Raw genomic sequence first — 16,849 nt, 5'->3', positions numbered from 1 at the left:
CCGTCCGTCACAGTCTTAGGATCACAACAGGGTCAGGGGTGTGCCCTGGCTGCGTTCCTGTGGTTCCGGATCGGCATGGGGGCGAGGAAGTGGACGAGGATGCCGGCGCGTCATGGCGCTTCGATCGGTCCGTAGCGCGCGTGCGGCTCCTGCCGCATCAGCGCGTCGTACCGGTCCGCTGCCGAGAAGTGCCAGAACTCGGTCGCATAGTTGGTGAAACCTGCGCTCTCCATGGCGTTGAGCAGCAGCGTGCGGTGGTGGCGCGCGCGATCGCCGAGGTTCGGGGCGTGAGTGAAGCAGGCGCCGTCGCTCTCCTCGGGGGAGGCGTTGACTCGGGTGCCGAGGTCGAGTTCGTGGCCGTCCTGGTCGACGAGGGTGACGTCCACGGCCGCGCCTGCGGAGTGGGGCGCGATCTCCGGCGGCGACACGTACCGGCTGGCGGCCTGGTGCAGCTGCTCAGCTGTCCAGTCGGGGTGAGCGGCAGCCAGTTCGTCCCGGTACTCGGTGAAGTAGCGCTGCTGCAGGGCCAGCGGCCGGTAGCCCTCGATGAACAGCAGGTCGGTGCCGGCGGGCAGGAGCGAGCGGGCGTGCTCCAGCCGGGCGAGGACGCCCTCGCGGACGTGGGCGAACGCGCCCAGCGGATCCCGTTTGCGGGGATCGACGCGGAAGCTGTGGTCACGCACATCGACGAGCGGCTCCCCGCACTCACGCACCGGGATCGCGGCGACCCGCGGATCGGACATCAACACCAGCGGGTTCATCGATTCTCCCTGCGACGGCTTGCACAGCGGCGGCGGGGTGGGGGAGGGGGAGGCCAGGTCGGTTTCGCCCAGGATTCGCGCGATGGTGTCCCGCAGCGTGCTGTCGGCCGGGATTACGGTTTCCAGACCGTCGGGTAGCAGATCCAGCTCGCGGTACCAGGAGGCAAGGTGGCTGTCGGTGACGTGCGCCAGGTATGCGGCATCGTCTTTTGACGCGTGCCGGACCAATGTCGTTTCCAGCGGTACGTCCAGGTAGTAGCAGTAGGAGGCGCCGCGGTGGTTCCGTACCAGAGACCTGATCATGTCGCCGTAGCGGTCGGCGTACAGAATCCCTTCGAGCACCACGTGAAAGCCGGCGCTCAGTGCTTCGCGTGCGATGCTGCCCAGTAGGGCGATGTTGGCGCCACGCGCGGTGTCGTGTTCCCTGAGCACGTTCCGGCGGATCACGTCCTGACCCACGATCGCGATACCGCGGCCGTAGTGATCTCGCAGGCCCTGGGCCACGCTTGACTTGCCTGACGCCGAGTTGCCGCGGATCACCACCAGACGGGTGTCCTCACGGCCGACCACAGTCGCTGTGGAAACGCGACGGTGGGCGCCGCTCGGAGTGCCAGTCATGCGGGCCAGCCCGACTCGCTGTACAGGTCCCCGTTCTGGATCTTTGCGATGGCTTGACGGGTGTGGGAAACGAGGTTGTCGGGCAACGCGGCAGGGTCCCAGAACCTCCACTGGGTGCACTTGTCCGGTTCGCGCAGTTCCGGCTCTCCGCTCCAGGTCCGAGCGCGGAAGAACAGGCCTATGCGGGGCCGGTCCCCGGCCTTGTCGACGTGGTGGATGACGTGGACGAGTTCGACGTCCTGGCGCTCGATGTGCAAGCCGGCTTCCTCTCGTGCCTCCCTGAGCAGGCAGGCGATGGCGTTCTCCTGCTCGCAGTGGCCGGCCAGGACGTGCCAGGTGGACGGCGCGAACGCCGAGTCGGGGTGACGCAGCCCGAGCAGTACCGTCCCGTCGGGCCGTTCCAGATGGAGGTGGACGCCGATGACGTTGAGGACCGTGCCGTGCGGCGGAGCTGGGCGATGTAACTTCTGCGGTGCGAGCGCGCTCTGCGGCGCGGTCCTGGCGGGGAGGCCGGCGGCGTGGCGCCGTACGAGGTCAGTGGTGGTGGGCGCGATGCGCAGTCGGTGGAGGTCGTCAGGCGCGAACCATGACAGCATCACCCCTTCCGTCAGCCGGAGTTCGCGAGGATCGCCGTTCCAGCGGCCGGCGTAGATGGTGATGGGCACGCTCGCGCCGGCGTCGTCGCGGGCGTACTCGGTGCCGAACGGGGCCAGGTCGGCGATGGCGAGGCCGGCTTCCTCGGCCAGTTCGCGCCGGAGGGTGTGCTCCAGGGTGGCGTCCTGGGGCTCTCGGCCGCCGCCCAGCAGAGACCACATGCCCGGTTCCCAGATCCGGCCGGGGAAGTAGTCGCGCAGGTGGAGCAGGTACTCGCCATGGTCGTTGTAGATCAATGCGGAGGCGTTGGCCCTCTCCGGATCGGTCTTGGGCGGCGGGAGCTTGAGCAGCTTGTCGCGCAGGGAGGGGGAGACCACCCTGTCCACGGGCCGCCACTCGATGCCGCCGACCTCTTCTTCCTGTAGCACCACCGGCGGCTCGGCTGCGGTGTGCAGGCGGAAGAGGAACCGGAGGTCGAAGTGCTGATGGCCGGGTTCGGCTCTACCCGGGTGGGCGTCGATGTCGTGGATGTCGATGTCGAACGGCACCGTCTCATAGCCGGGCCACGGTGCCACGGCCTGCAGCGGGATCCCGGTCTCCTCGTGCAGCCTCCGCAGCGCCGTTCCTGCCAAGGACTCATCAGAGGGCTCGGCGTGTCCGCCGGGGGCGAGAACCTTCCCGCTCGTCAGGTGCAGCACGTGCAGGACACGTCCGAGAGAGTCGATGACGACCGCGCCGCAGGTGATGTGTCCGATGAAGGTGGAGCGGCTGGCGATGTGGGTCGGACGTTCGAGGGCGCCCAAGAGGGCGCCGAGGTGTTCGCGCTCGTGGGGGTGACGAGCGAGGTACGTCTCGACGGTGGTCAGGATGTGATCAAGCGATAACGACATGCGACACCTCAAAGGAGCGTAGAGCGGGACGAGGCGACGTGGGGTAGTTCTGCGGGTCAGCCGTGCGGCCCTTGTGCTTTCAGCTCGGGAACCAGGACGGCTACCCGGATCGCTCCGGGCGGCCCTCCTGGTTCGCGGTGAGACGTTGGTCAGTCGCCGGCCTCGTGGGGGAGACCGTCGTCCAGGACGATGCGGGCGGTCTCGCCTTGCCCCGTGACGCCGGTGAGTTGGGCCGCGATGCGGTTGTAGGTGGTCATGGCCAGTGCCCAGTCGCCTTGCAACGGGGTGGCGGTGGAGCGGGTGTTCCACAGCTCGATGAGCAGGGCGATGAGGGAGCGTCCGGACAGGACGGTCTGGACGCGGCCTTCCTTGATGTCCTCGACCGAGGGTGGGGTACGGAAGTGGCTGTGGTCGACGGCCAGGGCTGCGAGCCACTCCCATGTGTCGCGGTGCGCGATCAGTTCGGCGGAGGCCACGCCGGCGGCCTTGAGCAACAGGACGCCATGGGCGACGCGCGGATCCTCCGCGCCGGCGGAGGCCTGCGGTGTGACCGCAAACCGCTGGCCGGCGGAGGAGCCGGTGCCCTGGTAGGAGGCCGCGATGGCGTCTTTGAGCGTGAGGTCCTGGTCCTCGCTGGTCCCGGGCTGCGGCCGGTGCCCGGCGTTGTCCATGGTTTCCCCCTGGGAGTCGGCGTAGGTCGAAACGGGCAGTTGATCTTCGGCGCCGGCGCCGGCGACCGAGCCGTAGCCGGCCTCGGGTTCCGGGGGCTGCACAGTCTCCTCGGAAGGGGTCTGCCTGTCGCCTCCGGACCTGTCAACTGTGCCCTCCGGCGGCGCGAAGGGACGCAGGACGTCCACAAGGTCAAGGAGCTGCCGGAGCTCACCCCGCGTCTCGTTCAGGTCACTGATCATCCGGTCCTGGCGGCGACGGACCTCTCGGTTCTCCTCGCGCAATCCAGTGACGCCCGCCTGGAGCTGTTCCAGGATCTTCAGGCGGCTCTGTGTGAGGTCACCGTGCAGCGCTGTCAGCCCGACCGTCGGGTCATCGAGACGAGCGAGTTGCTGCCGTATCGCCTCCAGTTCCTTCATGGCGTCGCCGAACGCTTCTTTCCACCCCACGTAACCCCCTGATTACTCGGAGCATGCGACCGCCCATACCTCCCCACCGAGGCCCAGGGTGACGCGACGGTTTCCAGCCCTTCCCTGGCCGGAACCGCCTATGACTCCGTCGCGCGTCATCCGGCGAATGTGCGCTCTGCGTACGCTCCTTGGGGAATCTCGCCCCGCACTACCCGCCGCACTCCATGCGCCACACCTGCGCCTCGTGGCCGGTCCAAGAAGTGGCGCATCGCGCTCGGCCTGCTCGACCCACTGGCCGCCTGGCAGTTGAAGGCGCCGGTCGTGGTCGCTGGCGCCGGCTACGGCGTCAGCACCCCCTTCCGGGACGGTCTCCAGGAGCGAGGGCTGTGCAGTGTTCTCGCCCCTCGATGCCGGGATTGCAAGCTTCGCTCGGCCGATACCGTGGAGGCGTTGATCGTCCGTTCGTGAGGGGTTGATCAGTCCTGCGCCACGTTCGCCGCGGTCACATTCTCGATCACGCGGCCGAGTTTGGTCTTGGCCCGGGTCAGGTCCTGGATGCGTGCGGCGATGCGGTCGCGTTCGGTGATGAGCTGGTCGAGCATGGCGGGGGTCGCGACGCCGGTGCTCACGCACGGCAGGAGGTCGACGACGGTACGGCTGGAGAGGCCGGCCGCGAAGAGGTCCTGGATGAGCTGGACCCGCTCCAGGGCTTCGTCGGGATAGTCACGCTGCCCACCGGGCGTCCGCGTCGATTCCAGGAGCCGCTGCTCCTCGTAGTAGCGCAGGGCCCGCACGCTGACCCCTGACCGCCTGGCGAGCTGCCCGATGCGCATGACGCAGGTCGCTCCCTTCCCGCTCGTACCTCACATTGACGTCAGGTTCAGGCTAGCAATACCGGCCCCGGGGCTGCCCCGGGGCCGATCGAGCCGTTGCCGACGCCGAGACTGTTCGCGATCTGGTGGCGGGCCCGAGGGCGTTCACGCGGTTCACGTACGCACGGCAGCCCTCGCGTCGTGCCGAGATCGCCGAGCCCGCCCAAGGACACATGGGTGTCGACTGTGACGGGCGGCGGCGTGATCCCTCGCAGTGGCGCAGGCCCCCACGCTCACCCCCGCCCGCACGGGGACCTGAGCCATCCGCGCCTGCCCTCCTCCGGCCGGGCGGCAGTTGCGGCTTGCACCTCACGTCAACGTCAGGTTCTAGAGTGACGAGCGTCGAAGGAACACGTCATTCCAGCCCGTCGAAGTAAGGCAGACCCTCATGCGCGCAGCACGGTTCCACGAATACGGCGGAGCGGAGAACCTGGTGATCGAGCAGGCCCCCGACCCCCACCCCGGACCCGGTGAGATCCGTGTCCGCGTCGCGGCGGCCAGTGTCAATCCCATCGACTGGAAGCTGCGCTCCGGCGCCCTGCACCAGATCTTCCCCCTGACTCTGCCCGACATTCCCGGGCGCGACGGCGCCGGTGTGGTCGACGAGATCGGTGACGGGGTGCAGGGGGTGAGCATCGGTGACCGGGTCTTCGGTCTGGGCGGCCTTACCGGCGCGACCGCGGAACTGTTCATCCTTTCGGCCTGGGCGCACACCCCCGCCACATGGAATGACGTGCAGGCCGCGGGCGCCGGTCTAGCGTCCGTGACCGCGATGCGTGGGCTCGACGCGCTCGGCCCCCTCGCGGGGCGCACCCTCCTCGTCGAGGGCGCCGCCGGAGGCGTGGGCAGCGCGGCGGTCGAGATCGCCGTGGCACAAGGTGTCGGCACCGTGATCGGGACAGCCAGCGAGCGAAACCACGAGTTCCTCACCTCCCTCGGTGCCGTTCCCACCACCTACGGCCCCGGCCTCGCACAGCGCCTCACCACCCTCGCTCCGCACGGCGTCGACATCGTGCTCGACACCGCGGCCTCCGGCTCCCTGGACGAACTCGTCGCGATCGCGGGCGACCCGAAGCGCGTCGCGACGGTCGCCGACCAAGCGGGCGGGCAGCGCCTGGGCACGCATGTGGCCCACGCGGTGAACGACTCCGCTCTCCTGTCCGAGGCGGCGGAACTGGGCGGGCAAGGCCGCTACACACCCCGTATCGAACAGACCTACCCCCTGGAGCGGATCGCCCACGCCCACGCGCACGCCGAGCGCGGACGCACCCGAGGAAAGATCGTGATCTGCATCTGAACAGGCCGATCTGTACTGAACAGGCCCAAGAGGTAGGTCACTCGCAATGTGCGAGCCTGCGTGGCGAGCGTGGCCGGCATCAGCGGCTCGATCCGGCCCCACACCGCCTCAGTGCACTAACCGGACAGACGCGTCCGATCAACTGATCAAAGAGACACGCCTCAGGCCAGCTCGTCGGAGCGGCCGGCTTCGATGCGGGACCACTGGGCGATGGGGCGTCCGTTCGAACGCCACTCCTCAGGGTTCTCCGCGGAGTACCACGGCTGGGGCCAGCCGCGTGGGGAGTCCTCCCATTCCTCCTGGCGTCCGTACACAGTCATGTCCAGCAGTCCGTGGGTGGGTGCCATGACCTCAACGCCGCGACCGCCGGTGTAGTACGTCTCGAACACCCGCTTTCCGTCGCGGACGTAGCAGACGAGGTGGTGACGCTGCCAGTCACGGCCCTCCAGGAGCTGCGGTGCCGTCTTCTCCACCGAGTACCACGGCATGTCCAGGCCCAGAAAGTCGCGGTAGCGGACGCTTGCTTGGTACGGGCCCTTGCAGAGCGTCGCGTAGGTGGCATCGCGGGAGTGCAGGTAGGACAACTCGCGAACCTGACTGTTGAAGAAGGTGCACCCCTCGCACTGCCCAGCGGCGGGTCTTCCGGGCCACCAGGCGTGGAAGTAGGCGATGAGCTGCTTGCGGCCTTCGAAGACGTCGAGGATGGTGACCGGCCCGTCAGCACCGATGACCTCGATGGTGGCGTCGACCTCCACCATGGGAAGCCGCCGTCGCGCCGCCGCGATCGCATCTCCTTCACGCGTGTGCGCCTTTTCCCGTACGAGCAGAGCGTCCCGCGCCTCCTGGTAGGTCTCTCTGGTCACCACAGCCGGGAGGGCCGGGCTCGACGGTTGATCGTTCACGAGTATCTCCATGGGCTGCAAGAGGGCACAGGGGAACCAGCATGGCTACCGGGCTCCGTCGTGCATTTAAGCGCCACGCAGTAGCCCTTCGGCGGCTCGCTCGTTCGGTCCATCACGCGCGCTGCTCACCCACCATCGTTTCCAGTCTCGCTGGGGCTCGGCATGCGCTCACCGCCGGGGCGACGGTTCGTTCCCGTGTTCTTGCCCGCTAGACGGGAGGACGACGAACGCCCGGAGGACTACAGCGAACGGAGTGCTTCGGCGCAGTCGGAGCACTCCCAACGTTTCAGATCGGGCGGTGACCAGGATGCGCCCGGTTGCGTGCCCTGGTAGTTCACGCGCTCCATGTCCAGGGTCGGCTTACCGCAGAACGTCCGGTCGCCCACGCCGCCGGGAGTGTCGGGGTCGGCTGGTCCCGCGTGTACTGCCTCGATCTCCGAGACCGGATCGCCCGGGCCGAGGTCCTCGGGAAGCTTCTTGCGCAGCTCGCGCAGCACGACGATCGCCATGTGACCCACCTTCGACGCTGACCTGGGCTGCCGCATCCCGGGTGGGCCGGTCGCGACGCCTCGGCGCCTCGGGCGCCGTTGAGCGCTCCATCCCGCGCCATCGCTCTCGCGGGAGTCAGTCGTGGCTGCCCGGCGGACCGATGTGGCCGGCGCCCCTGGCTTGGCTCACGTCGTCGGCCATACGGTCGACCTTCGGCTCGCCGGCGTCTTTCGACGCCGCGGCCTTCGGCTTCGACATCGATCAGCCTTTCCGCCGCCGTCACCGCTACCGCCGCACGCGGTCAGAGAAGCCAGAAGCAGAGCGGCCGTCGCCGCAGTCGCGCGAACGCGCCTGGGTTCCCTCTCTCAGCCCCACCCCTACTGGCAGGACTCCTCGAACTTGACCGCCGTAAGCTCCACCGGCTGACCGTTCAGCGAAGTGCCCGCGGCCGGTGTCTGGGAGCAGACCTTCCAGTTGGACTCCATCAGCACCATCCGATCCTCGGCCGACGCATCGTTCACCGTGATCGACGCTCCAGAGTCAAGGGCACCACGGGCCGCCTTAACCGACTTGCCCGTGAAGTCCGGCATCTTCCCGCCCTCAGCGGACGGCGGCTTCTCGTCCTTCGCCGGGCACCCCTCTTCCAGCTTCACCGCGCCGAAATCCAGGTCGGTGTCCGTCGATGTGGACGTGCCCGCCTCCACGCTCTGGCTGCACACCTTCCAGTTCCGGTCGAAGGCCTGCATCCGGTCCCGGCCGAGCGCATCATGCGAGGTGAGTTCGGAGAAGCCGACCTCCTGCGCCTTGTCCTGCGCCGACTGCAGGCCCATGCCGACGAAGTTCGGCACCGTCGCCTTCTCGTCGTCCTTGCCGGGCGCCGGCTTCTCGTCCTTCGCGGGCTTCGCATCGTCCTTGGCCGGCTTGGCTGCGGCGGTCTCGGTGACCGTGACGGTCGGCTGCGGCTTTGCGCTGCTGCTCGTCTTCTCCTGGTCGCCGTTGCTGCCGGACGAGCCGATTCCGACGCCGACGAAGAAGATCAGACAGAAGGCCGGAATGGCGACGCGCTTCCGTGCCCACTTCGGCTTCCCGCCTGGCTGGCCCGCAGGCGGGCCGATGAACGTCGGCTGGGCGGGCGGCGGCTGGTTGTACGACATGGATCCCCCAAAGCAAGGTTGAACGCTGGAACACGTTAAACCACATGTGGACGATCCGTGAACGGAGTTCACCTGTCCGTGACATTGCTGCGCCCCGCAAGGGTCTAGCCCCAGGCCGTGTCGACCACGGCGCCTCCCCGTAGGCAGAACTGCGGTCGCGGGGCACCCCGAAGAGCTTCACTCGGAGATGGTTGCCAACATGGCGACCGCTCGGTCACGGAACGCCGAGGCCGCCCGTCCTGTCATGAGTCGTGCCAAACTGACCGCGGGCCCGCCGAGCATCCCCCGTCTCGGCGGGCCATTGTCTGTCAGCCCCAGTCGCAGCCGGTGCCGTCGCCGTCGCGGTCGAGGTGGCGGCCGTAGCCGGGCTCGCCCGCTTGAACGGGTGCCGCTCCGGCGGCGCGGGCGGCTGCACAGTTTTCGTAGTAGACGCTGCTGCCGCTGTCGTCGCTGTCGCTTCCTCCGCTGCCGCTGCCGCTGCCGCTGCCGCTGCCGCTGTTGTCGTAGGCGGGGGCGGCGGTGACGGTCTCGGTGACTTCGACCTCAACCTCGACGGTTTCCGTCACGGTGGGGGCCGGCTCGGGTTCAGTGCTGGCGGTTTCTGTGGCGGTGACGGTCACGGTGGGTCGGGGCTTGGCGGCGACGGTCTTGGCGTCGTCGTCTGGTTGGGTGTCGCCGGTGCCGGCTCCGATCCCGAGGAAGAAGGCTAGGGCGAGGGCGGGCCCGACGTAGCGCTTCTTCGCCCACTTCGGTGCGGGTCGTCCTGATGCCGACGGCGTGAATGGGTTGGCCATGATCCCCCCGAGGTGATTGTTGAAGCGTTGACGGTAGCGGCAGTGTGGAGGAAATGTGAAGCTGCGGGGGAGAATTTGCGGGTCCGTGACAGAGGAGGCCAGCAGGTCGGCGGTCCTGAGTCGCCGCTCCCATCGTTGCGCCTGGGCTGGTCGGCCTCGTATGCGCAGAGGCGGCTGTTCGCACGTCAGCCTCGTGGCACCGGCAGTCACCTAGGCGACCCCGACATCCGCGCGCCGGCCTCCTCTCGCGGCCTTCCGTCGGTCGGCGGACGTCTTGTCGTAGGCGACGGCGGACGCGCGGGGGACGGGGGCGCCCTTGACGTCGGTCCAGGTCAGTGGGTGGTTCTTTCTGGCCGGTGGCGCCGACAGTCCGGCACGCGAACGCGGCAGCGCCCGCCGTGTGCGGGTGCTGCCGCGGGTGCTGCGGTTCGTCGGCTGGTCAGACCTCGCGAACGTGGACGCCGCTGTCGGTGAGGGTGCCGTCGTGCTGCTCATAGTGGGACAGGGCGAGGCCGAGTCCGAAGAAGGTGGGCGCCCATTCGCCGACGAAGAGGCCCCAGCGGTCGGCGCGGTCGACGTTGACGCCAGGTTCGACTTTGAGGCTGGTGGCCCAGGCGACGACGGTGAGGCCGATGGAGGCGAAGGCGGCCAGGTAGGCGTGCTCGCTCTTGACGCCCATGTCATGCATCTTCTTGACGATCATTGGGTGGCTCCGTTCCTGTGGGGTCGGGGACGGAGTGCCCTCGACGCGTGCCCGTATTCGTCTGCTCTGTACTGTTATGTGAATGATGGTCTCGTCGGTAGGGGTACGGGTCCATGAGTCGGGCGCGTCCGGCGGGCGCCGGTGGCCCGCACGGCGTACACCGGGTGTCGTGTCCTTGACTCCGCCGATCCGGCCGATGCTCGCCGAGGCCCGCTCAGAGCTGCGGCACGCGACACCACTGCCGGGCGGGCCAGCCTTCGAACTGGGTGGGCTGCTCCATCCGGGCGGCGCGCGCGGTCTCCCTTTTTCCCGGGATGCGACCCCGGCCAGGCTTCCTCGGTCCCGGTGCGCCGCGGCTGCCACGGATGGCGGGCGTGGCCGCCTGCGGAGGTTGCTGCCCCCGGACTCGGACTCCGCCCCCGGACTCGGACTCCGCCCCCGGACCCGGACTCCGCCCCCGGACCCGGACTTCGCTCCCGGCTCCTCCGCGGTCGCCGACCCGAGCAGAGCGCTGTTCAAGCCGCAAACTACGCAAGAGTTGAACGCCTGCAGCCCCGAGCCCAGGACTCGGGGCTGCAGCGGCCGGGCTACGGGCCGGGCTGTCGTCCAGGTGTGCGGTTGAGCGCCTGGGTCAGTCGGTCATGTTGCCCATCTTCCAGACGGTCATGGACTTGACGGTGCTGCCGTCGCCGAAGAGGCGCAGGCCAAGGGAGTCCTGGCGGAAGGGGTAGGCGCGGGTGGTGATGGACTTGTGGTTGTTCGCGTACGCCTCGACCATCGAGCGGTCGAGGAACACGTCGAGGGTCAGGGTGCCGTGGGAGAGAGCCAGCGGGCCCTTGTGGATACCGAAGCCGGGTTCGGCACTGGAGTTGTTCCCGGAGCGCGTCCGGTCGACGCCCAGCTGTCCTGCGGGGGCGTCGTAGAAGAGGCGGGTGCGTTCTTCGTCCCCGGGGCTGCGGAGCACGTCGAGTCCGAAGGTGTCGGCGCTGCCGCGTTCCAGGGTGAGCTTGATGTGGAGCATGTCTCCCTTGATGCCGGCCAGGCGGGTGTTGGCGTCGGCGAGAGTGGTCGGCGTGCTGATGTCCAGGAGTGGTTCGCCGGTGTGGAGGCGGGAGACCTCCTCCACGGGGCGGAATCCGAGGTCACCGTCGGGCCGCATGGACAGTTCGATGGGCAGGCCCGCGTTGTGGGCCCAGCCGGCGTCGTAGTGGGCGCGTTCGGTGCGACGGTCCTGGGCGATGCTGAAGACGAGGGAGCGGCCCTTGTCGTCCACTGTTCCGCTGGGGCCGGTGAAGTGGTCGCCGTAGTCCATGAGCCGGGGCTCGGTGGTGTCGGGGGTCCAGCGGCGGGCCTGGGCGTCCCAGGTGCCGACCCAGTAGTAGACGTACTTGCTGCTGTACTCGCCGGGGCCGGCGGGGAAGGCCGGGTTGATGAGCAGGGCCCGGCGCTCGCGGCCCTGGGCGTCCTTTCCGATGGGAAGGAAGGTGGGCAGCTCCCAGACCTGGCCGGTCTTGGGGTGGGCCGCCACGTCACCGGTCATCAGAGGGCCCGAGTAGGTCCAGTCGGTGAGGTTCTTGGAGGTGTAGAGGAGCGCGGTGCCGCCGATGTCCTTGCCGTCGGTGGTCTGGACGCCGGAGCCCATCAGCTGGAACCAGGTGTCGCCCTCCTTCCAGACGAAGGGGTCGCGGAAGTCGCCGAAGCGGACCTTGCGTCCGGCACCGACGTTCAGGTCGGCGGTCTGGCTGGTGACGAGGGTGGGGTGCATCTTCCACTCGACCAGGTCGCTGTCGCCGGGGTCGACGGGGCGGGCGAGGCCGGTCGCCTGGTTGGGGCGCTGGGAGTCATTGCCGGCGGTGAACAGCAGGACGGGCACGCCGTTCTCGTCGTAGGCGGCATCGCCGGACCAGACCCCGTCGGGGGCCACGGTGTCCTCGGTGGGCGCGAGGGCGACGGGCAGGTCGCGCCAGTGGACCAGGTCCTCGCTCACCGCGTGCCCCCAGGCGATGTTGTGCCAGTAGGGGCCGTGGGAGTTGTGCTGGTAGAAGAGGTGGTATTTGCCCTTGTACTGGATGGGGGCGTGGGGCTCGTTCATCCAGTGGTTCGGGGCGGTGAAGTGGTAGCCGGGACGGTAGCGGTCACCGTCGTACCGGGAGCGGTCCATCTCCATCCGGGCCTTGGGGGTGGTGCCGCCCGCGAAGGTCTGTACGTCCTTCTGGTGGCCGGCCGTGACCGCCGCGGGGGCGAGGGCGCTGTTGTGGATCTTCACCTCGTCGATGAGTCCGTTGAACATGTTGACGGCGAACGTGCCGTTGATGATCGCGGGCTGGTTGTGACGGCCGATGATCAGGGGAACGTCGGCCTTGGCCAGCCGCGCGCCGGTGGGGACGGCGGCCTCGGCGACCTGCTCGCCGTTCAGGAAGAGCCGGATCGCGCCCTCGCTCGGAGCGAACACGGCGGACAGGTGCGCCCACTTGCCCGCGGCCAGGGCCGCCGGCTTCGGGACCGTCACCTCGTGCCACGCGTCGCCGGTGCCGATGCCGAACTGCCACCTGCCGTGTCGGCCGACCCCGAGGGAGAGGCCGCGCTTGGCCGCCTTGTCCTGCTGGTTGACGACGGCCGACGGTTTGCCGTCGTCTCCCCACTCGAACGCGCGCGGTGCGACCCATGCCTCGACGGTCAGGCCGTCCGTGGGCAGCTGTGTCTGCGCCGCGGCGCGGGTGACCCAGGTGGAGTAGCCGTCGAACAGCAGCGCGCCGGAGAGTACGCCGTCGGCTTCGTTCTTCGGGCGCCAGAGCGGGTCGCTGTCGGGCTTGTACTGCGCGTCGGTGAAGACGTAGCTGACGGGGTCGGCGGCCTGGCTGACCTTCTCCCTGGTCGTGGTGCCCTTCCCCTCGGTGAAGTCCCAGTGGGCGGCGAGTCCCCGCTGGGAGGGATCGGGTGCGGGGTCGGTGCCGACGCGGACGTCGTCGAGGTTGATGTGGCCCCAGCCGCCGGTGGCCTTGTCCACGACGGTGACGCGCAGTTGCTTGCCGAGGTGTTCGCGGGCGTCCCAGGTGACGCGGCGGTACGCCTCGTCGTCGGTCCCGGTGGCCTTGTGCAGAACGGTTCCGTCGAGGGTCGTCAGGGCCGCGTAGAGGTCGTTCTCGTTGCGGCCGCCGGAGACCAGGGCGCTGACCATGCCGGTGCCGGTCAGGGTGAACGGCTCGGACGTCAGCGTCCCGGTGGCGGCGTCACCGCCCGCGGCGAATCCCCACAGGTGGTAGGAGCCCTGCTGGTTGAAGCAGCAGCCCCAGCCCCAGCCCGGGTCGTCGGTGACCGCTCCGGTGAAGGCGGTTCCGGTGGTGGTCCAGCCGCTGAGGTCGCCGGACTCGAAGTCGGGGTTGGACAGGCTGGTCCCGGCCGCGTCGGCGGTCTGCGTCATCAGGGGTGATGTCAGGCCCAGGCATATCGCGAGTGCGAGCAGCAGACGCACCAGACCGTGTCCGGTCGCGGCTCTCGATGGTGCACGGGTTCGCATGGGAACCTCCGTCGGTGTGGGGTTGGGTTGATCGGGCGGAGCAGGACGTCAGCCCTTGGCGCGGCACGGTCCAGGGTCGACGCGTACGTGGGGCGGGGCCGGGGGTGTCAGGAGCGCCGGACGGGGACGTTGACGTCGGCGACGTTGATGTGGCCCCAGCCGCCGTCGGCCCGGTCGACGATCTCGATGTAGATCCGGTCGCCGATGTGGGCGGAGAGGTCGAAGGCGACGCGGCGGTACTGCTCGGTGCCGCGGCCGGTGGCCCTGGCCAGTACCTTGCCGTCGTCGGCGCGGACGGCGGCCGCGTAGAGCCGGTCGGGGTCATTGCCGCCGGACACGAGCAGATCGATCACACCGTCTCCGCCGAGGACCACGGGGGTGGAGCGCAGGACTCCGGTGGCGCCGTCGCCGCCTGCGGAGGGGTTGAAGCCCCACAGGTGGTGACCGGTCGGGTCGTCTTCGGTCTCGGCCTGGTGGAAGGGGCCTCCCCAGCCCCAGTCGGTGCGGGTGGTGACGTTGGCGTCGCTGAAGGTCGTGCCGGCGACGACGGTCCATCCGGTGAGGTCGCCGGTGGCGAAGTCGTGGTTGGGCAGTGCGTCGACGTCCGCCGGGCGCGGCGGGTCGTACGCGGCGGGCACGACCGGCGTGCCGTAGGCGCCGTTCATGCGCCAGACGTCCAGGGAGACGACGCGGGCCGATCCGCCCTCGCTGGTCAGGCGCAGACCGGTGGCGTCCTCACGGGTGGGATAGACGCGGCTGGTGATGCTGTTGGTGCCGTTGACGTACGCCTCCAGCATCGAGCGGTCGAGCAGGACCCTGAGCGTGAGGCGTCCGCCGTCGAGTGCGACGTTGCCTCCGTGGACGCCCTTGCGGACGTCCGGGTCGAGGCTGGAGCGGCTTCGGTCGATCAGGAAGCGGTGCTCGGCCATGTCGTACGTCAGGAGGGTCTGTTCGGTGCCGTCGGCGCAGGCCCGTACTGCCAGGGTGATCGTGCGCGCGCCGCGCGGTTCGATGACGGCGCTGATGTCGAGCAGGTCGCCGGAGACTCCGGCGAGCCGCCGGTTCGCTTCCGCCACCGAGGACTGCCGGATGCGGGCGAGTCGCCGGCCCCGCAGACCGGCGGCCTCCGCGATCGGCTCGACCCCGAGGGTGCCGTCCTGGCGCAGGGAGAGGGAGACGGGCATGCCGGCGTTGTGCGCCCAGCCGGACTGGGCGTGCTGCTGCTCGGTGCGGCGGTCCTGGGTGATGCTGAAGACCACGGAGCGGCCGTCGGGAGTGACGAAGCCGGACGGGCCGGTGAAGTGCTCGCCGAAGTCGAACTCGCGGGGCTCGTCGTGGTCCGGCACGAAGCGGTGCTCGCGCTTGTCGAAGGTGCCGATCCAGTAGTACGTGTGCTTGACGGCGTTCGGGTTGAACGCCTCCCACCACGGACAGATCAGCAGGATGTGCTTGCCGGTGCGGCGACCGCGGGGGCCGGGGAGCGGGAGGAGTACCGGCAGCTCCCACACCTCACCGGGCTCGGGTAGCGTGCCGAGGTCGTTCCGGTGCAGCGGCCCCCGGTACGTCCAGGGCCCCTCGGGGCGGCGGGCGGTGTAGAGGAGCGCGGTTCCGCCGTGCTTGCGGGTGACCTGCGCGCCGTCGTAGTCGACGATGCCGCTGCCGACGAGCTGGTACCAGACGCCGTCCTCCTCCCAGACGAACGGGTCGCGGAAGTTCTCCGCCCATGCGGTTCCCGGGCCGGCCGGGAGACCGGCCGGGGCTTCGGTGACCGGCTGGGAGCGCATCGTCCAGGTGGGCAGGTCGGTGTCGCCGTCGGCCTGGTAGGTGGACACGGCGAGGCCGGTGCGCTGGCGGTGGGGGAGGCGGTCGTCGCCGCCTGTGAAGAAGAGAACCGGTCCGCGGTCGCCGTCGACGCAGGCGGACCCCGACCAGATGCCGTCCGGGCCGGCCGAGTCCGCGGTGGGGGCGAGGGCGAGGGGGAGGTCGCGCCAGTGCACCATGTCGGTGCTGACGGCGTGCCCCCAGTGGATCTGGCCCCAGAAGGGTCCGAGCGGGTCGTGCTGGTAGAAGATGTGGTACTTGCCCTTGAAGTACACGGGCGCGTGCGGCTCGTTCATCCAGTGCCAGGGCGGCAGCATGTGGAACTGGGGGCGGTGCCGGTCGCCGTCGAAACGCGTCCGGTGGGGGGCCAGGTCCGGGCGGGGCACGCGGTGACCGGGCAGCGCGGCGAGCCTCTCGGCGTGCTCGCGCCGCGCCGTCGCGTCGTCCAGGGTGCCCGGGCGGATCGCCAGGCTGTCCATGAGGCCCATGTACATGTTGGCGTGGAACTCGCCGTTGAGCAGGGTCGGACGATTGTGCTTCCCGATGAGGAGCGGTTCACCGGGCGCCGCTTCGGGGTCCTTGTCGGGTGTGGTGGCGGTGCCGATCAGGCGGCCGTCGAGGTAGAGGCGCAGCCGGCGGCCGGCCGGGTCGTAGGTGGCCGCGACATGGCTCCACCGGCCTTTGGCGGCCGGTCGGTCCGGGGCGCCCTTGACCTCGATCAGCTCGGTTCCGAAGCCCAGCTGGAAGACGACCTGTCCGAAGCGGCGCAGGCCGAGCAGGAAGCCGGTCCTGGTGCCCGGGTCGTGCTGGTTGACCAGGGCCTGGGGCTTGCCGTCGATGCCGTGCTCGTAGGCGTAGGGGGCGATCCACACGTCGACGGTCACGCCGCCGGCGAGGTCGAGCCTGCCCGGCCCTTCGGCGGTGACGCAGGTGGAGTAGCCGTCGAAGTACAGGGCCCGGCCGCGCACGCCACGGCGGCGTACGGGGTCGCTGTCGGGCTTGTACCGGGCGTCGTCGAAGACGTGCTCCACCGGGGTGGCCGATCCGGAGACCGCCTCGCGGGCGACCGCGCCGGACCGTTCGTCGAAGTCCCAGCGGGCGGTGGGCTCCTGCGGGCCGGACCGACCGCCGGCGGCGGCGGAAACGGGTGCGAACGAGAGCGGTACGACGGCGCCGCCGACGGCGGCGGACACGACGGCGAGCGCGGTTCTTCTCCTCATGCTGCCTCCTGGGCTGGGTGACGGACAGCGACCTGACGGACTGCCAATTCGATTTAGGTGATGGGTCGGCATGGTTCGCGTGCCGTCTCCGCTAAAGCAAGAGCTAACGCACACGGATCTCAACTTCGCGTTGCCCAA

General features: G+C 69.5%; 14 protein-coding genes. 2 read left to right on the top strand and 12 right to left on the bottom strand.

Going from position 1 to position 16,849, the window contains the following annotated elements; all coding sequences use genetic code 11:
* Positions 1-110: 110 nt before the first annotated feature.
* The 3 genes from SAM23877_RS38825 to SAM23877_RS01375 all read right to left on the bottom strand — a co-directional run bounded on the left by SAM23877_RS38825 (position 111) and on the right by SAM23877_RS01375 (position 3,981).
* A complete protein-coding gene (locus tag SAM23877_RS38825; RefSeq protein ID WP_244902890.1) occupies positions 111-1,331 on the bottom strand; it encodes a M15 family metallopeptidase in 1,221 nt (406 codons plus the stop codon).
* A 44-nt stretch (positions 1,332-1,375) separates the two neighbouring features.
* Positions 1,376-2,863, bottom strand: coding sequence for an NUDIX domain-containing protein (locus SAM23877_RS01380; RefSeq protein ID WP_053126073.1), 1,488 nt, complete (start codon positions 2,861-2,863; stop codon positions 1,376-1,378).
* Between the two features lie 149 nt (positions 2,864-3,012).
* The gene (locus SAM23877_RS01375; RefSeq protein ID WP_244902889.1) at positions 3,013-3,981 is read right to left on the bottom strand and encodes a hypothetical protein; all 969 of its coding nucleotides are present in this window, start codon (positions 3,979-3,981) and stop codon (positions 3,013-3,015) included.
* Between the two features lie 129 nt (positions 3,982-4,110).
* Between SAM23877_RS01375 and SAM23877_RS41030 the strand changes: the two genes are divergently transcribed.
* Positions 4,111-4,410, top strand: coding sequence for a transposase (locus SAM23877_RS41030; protein WP_244902888.1), 300 nt, complete (start codon positions 4,111-4,113; stop codon positions 4,408-4,410).
* Positions 4,411-4,418: 8 nt separating this feature from the next.
* Here the strand turns inward: SAM23877_RS41030 and SAM23877_RS01370 are convergent, their stop codons facing one another.
* Positions 4,419-4,775: a MerR family transcriptional regulator gene (locus tag SAM23877_RS01370; RefSeq protein WP_053126069.1), complete on the bottom strand. Its 357-nt coding sequence runs from the start codon at positions 4,773-4,775 to the stop codon at positions 4,419-4,421.
* Between the two features lie 427 nt (positions 4,776-5,202).
* Between SAM23877_RS01370 and SAM23877_RS01365 the strand changes: the two genes are divergently transcribed.
* Positions 5,203-6,111, top strand: coding sequence for an NADP-dependent oxidoreductase (locus SAM23877_RS01365; RefSeq protein WP_053126067.1), 909 nt, complete (start codon positions 5,203-5,205; stop codon positions 6,109-6,111).
* Between the two features lie 161 nt (positions 6,112-6,272).
* On the opposite strand, the gene SAM23877_RS01360 is transcribed toward SAM23877_RS01365, so the two are convergent.
* From SAM23877_RS01360 to SAM23877_RS01330, 8 genes are all read right to left on the bottom strand, one after another.
* Entirely contained in the window at positions 6,273-7,013 is a 741-nt protein-coding gene (locus tag SAM23877_RS01360; RefSeq protein ID WP_053142022.1) for a DUF899 family protein, read from the bottom strand.
* 239 nt (positions 7,014-7,252) lie between these two features.
* Positions 7,253-7,522, bottom strand: coding sequence for a hypothetical protein (locus SAM23877_RS01355; protein ID WP_053126065.1), 270 nt, complete (start codon positions 7,520-7,522; stop codon positions 7,253-7,255).
* 115 nt (positions 7,523-7,637) lie between these two features.
* Positions 7,638-7,760: a hypothetical protein gene (locus SAM23877_RS41720; protein WP_280518060.1), complete on the bottom strand. Its 123-nt coding sequence runs from the start codon at positions 7,758-7,760 to the stop codon at positions 7,638-7,640.
* Positions 7,761-7,879: 119 nt separating this feature from the next.
* Entirely contained in the window at positions 7,880-8,656 is a 777-nt protein-coding gene (locus SAM23877_RS01350; protein WP_053126064.1) for a PASTA domain-containing protein, read from the bottom strand.
* Between the two features lie 308 nt (positions 8,657-8,964).
* Positions 8,965-9,450 carry an excalibur calcium-binding domain-containing protein gene (locus SAM23877_RS01345; protein ID WP_053126062.1) on the bottom strand — a complete coding sequence of 162 codons (486 nt, stop codon included), beginning with the start codon at positions 9,448-9,450 and terminating at the stop codon, positions 8,965-8,967.
* 439 nt (positions 9,451-9,889) lie between these two features.
* A complete protein-coding gene (locus SAM23877_RS01340; RefSeq protein ID WP_053126060.1) occupies positions 9,890-10,153 on the bottom strand; it encodes a hypothetical protein in 264 nt (87 codons plus the stop codon).
* A 631-nt stretch (positions 10,154-10,784) separates the two neighbouring features.
* Positions 10,785-13,574 carry a GH32 C-terminal domain-containing protein gene (locus tag SAM23877_RS01335; protein WP_159041964.1) on the bottom strand — a complete coding sequence of 930 codons (2,790 nt, stop codon included), beginning with the start codon at positions 13,572-13,574 and terminating at the stop codon, positions 10,785-10,787.
* A 203-nt stretch (positions 13,575-13,777) separates the two neighbouring features.
* On the bottom strand, positions 13,778-16,711 hold the full coding sequence (locus SAM23877_RS01330; RefSeq protein ID WP_159041963.1) for a glycoside hydrolase family 32 protein: 2,934 nt from the start codon (positions 16,709-16,711) through the stop codon (positions 13,778-13,780).
* Between the last annotated feature and the right edge of the window lie 138 nt (positions 16,712-16,849).

It is taken from the genome of Streptomyces ambofaciens ATCC 23877 (assembly GCF_001267885.1).
In the GTDB taxonomy this organism is placed as follows: Bacteria; Actinomycetota; Actinomycetes; order Streptomycetales; family Streptomycetaceae; genus Streptomyces; species Streptomyces ambofaciens.
The sequence above is the reverse complement of the archived record's forward strand: the minus strand, read 5'-3'. Positions and strand labels throughout refer to the sequence as shown.

Excerpts from the sequence above, each read along its gene's own strand:
- SAM23877_RS01370 (WP_053126069.1), bottom strand. The coding sequence starts at position 4,775 with ATGCGCATCGGGCAGCTCGCCAGGCGGTCAGGGGTCAGCGTGCGGGCC.
- SAM23877_RS01380 (WP_053126073.1), bottom strand. The coding sequence starts at position 2,863 with ATGTCGTTATCGCTTGATCACATCCTGACCACCGTCGAGACGTACCTC.
- SAM23877_RS01345 (WP_053126062.1), bottom strand. The coding sequence starts at position 9,450 with ATGGCCAACCCATTCACGCCGTCGGCATCAGGACGACCCGCACCGAAG.
- SAM23877_RS01340 (WP_053126060.1), bottom strand. The coding sequence starts at position 10,153 with ATGATCGTCAAGAAGATGCATGACATGGGCGTCAAGAGCGAGCACGCC.
- SAM23877_RS41720 (WP_280518060.1), bottom strand. The coding sequence starts at position 7,760 with ATGTCGAAGCCGAAGGCCGCGGCGTCGAAAGACGCCGGCGAGCCGAAG.
- SAM23877_RS01365 (WP_053126067.1), top strand. The coding sequence starts at position 5,203 with ATGCGCGCAGCACGGTTCCACGAATACGGCGGAGCGGAGAACCTGGTG.
- SAM23877_RS01330 (WP_159041963.1), bottom strand. The coding sequence starts at position 16,711 with ATGAGGAGAAGAACCGCGCTCGCCGTCGTGTCCGCCGCCGTCGGCGGC.
- SAM23877_RS01355 (WP_053126065.1), bottom strand. The coding sequence starts at position 7,522 with ATGGCGATCGTCGTGCTGCGCGAGCTGCGCAAGAAGCTTCCCGAGGAC.
- SAM23877_RS01335 (WP_159041964.1), bottom strand. The coding sequence starts at position 13,574 with ATGACGCAGACCGCCGACGCGGCCGGGACCAGCCTGTCCAACCCCGAC.
- SAM23877_RS01350 (WP_053126064.1), bottom strand. The coding sequence starts at position 8,656 with ATGTCGTACAACCAGCCGCCGCCCGCCCAGCCGACGTTCATCGGCCCG.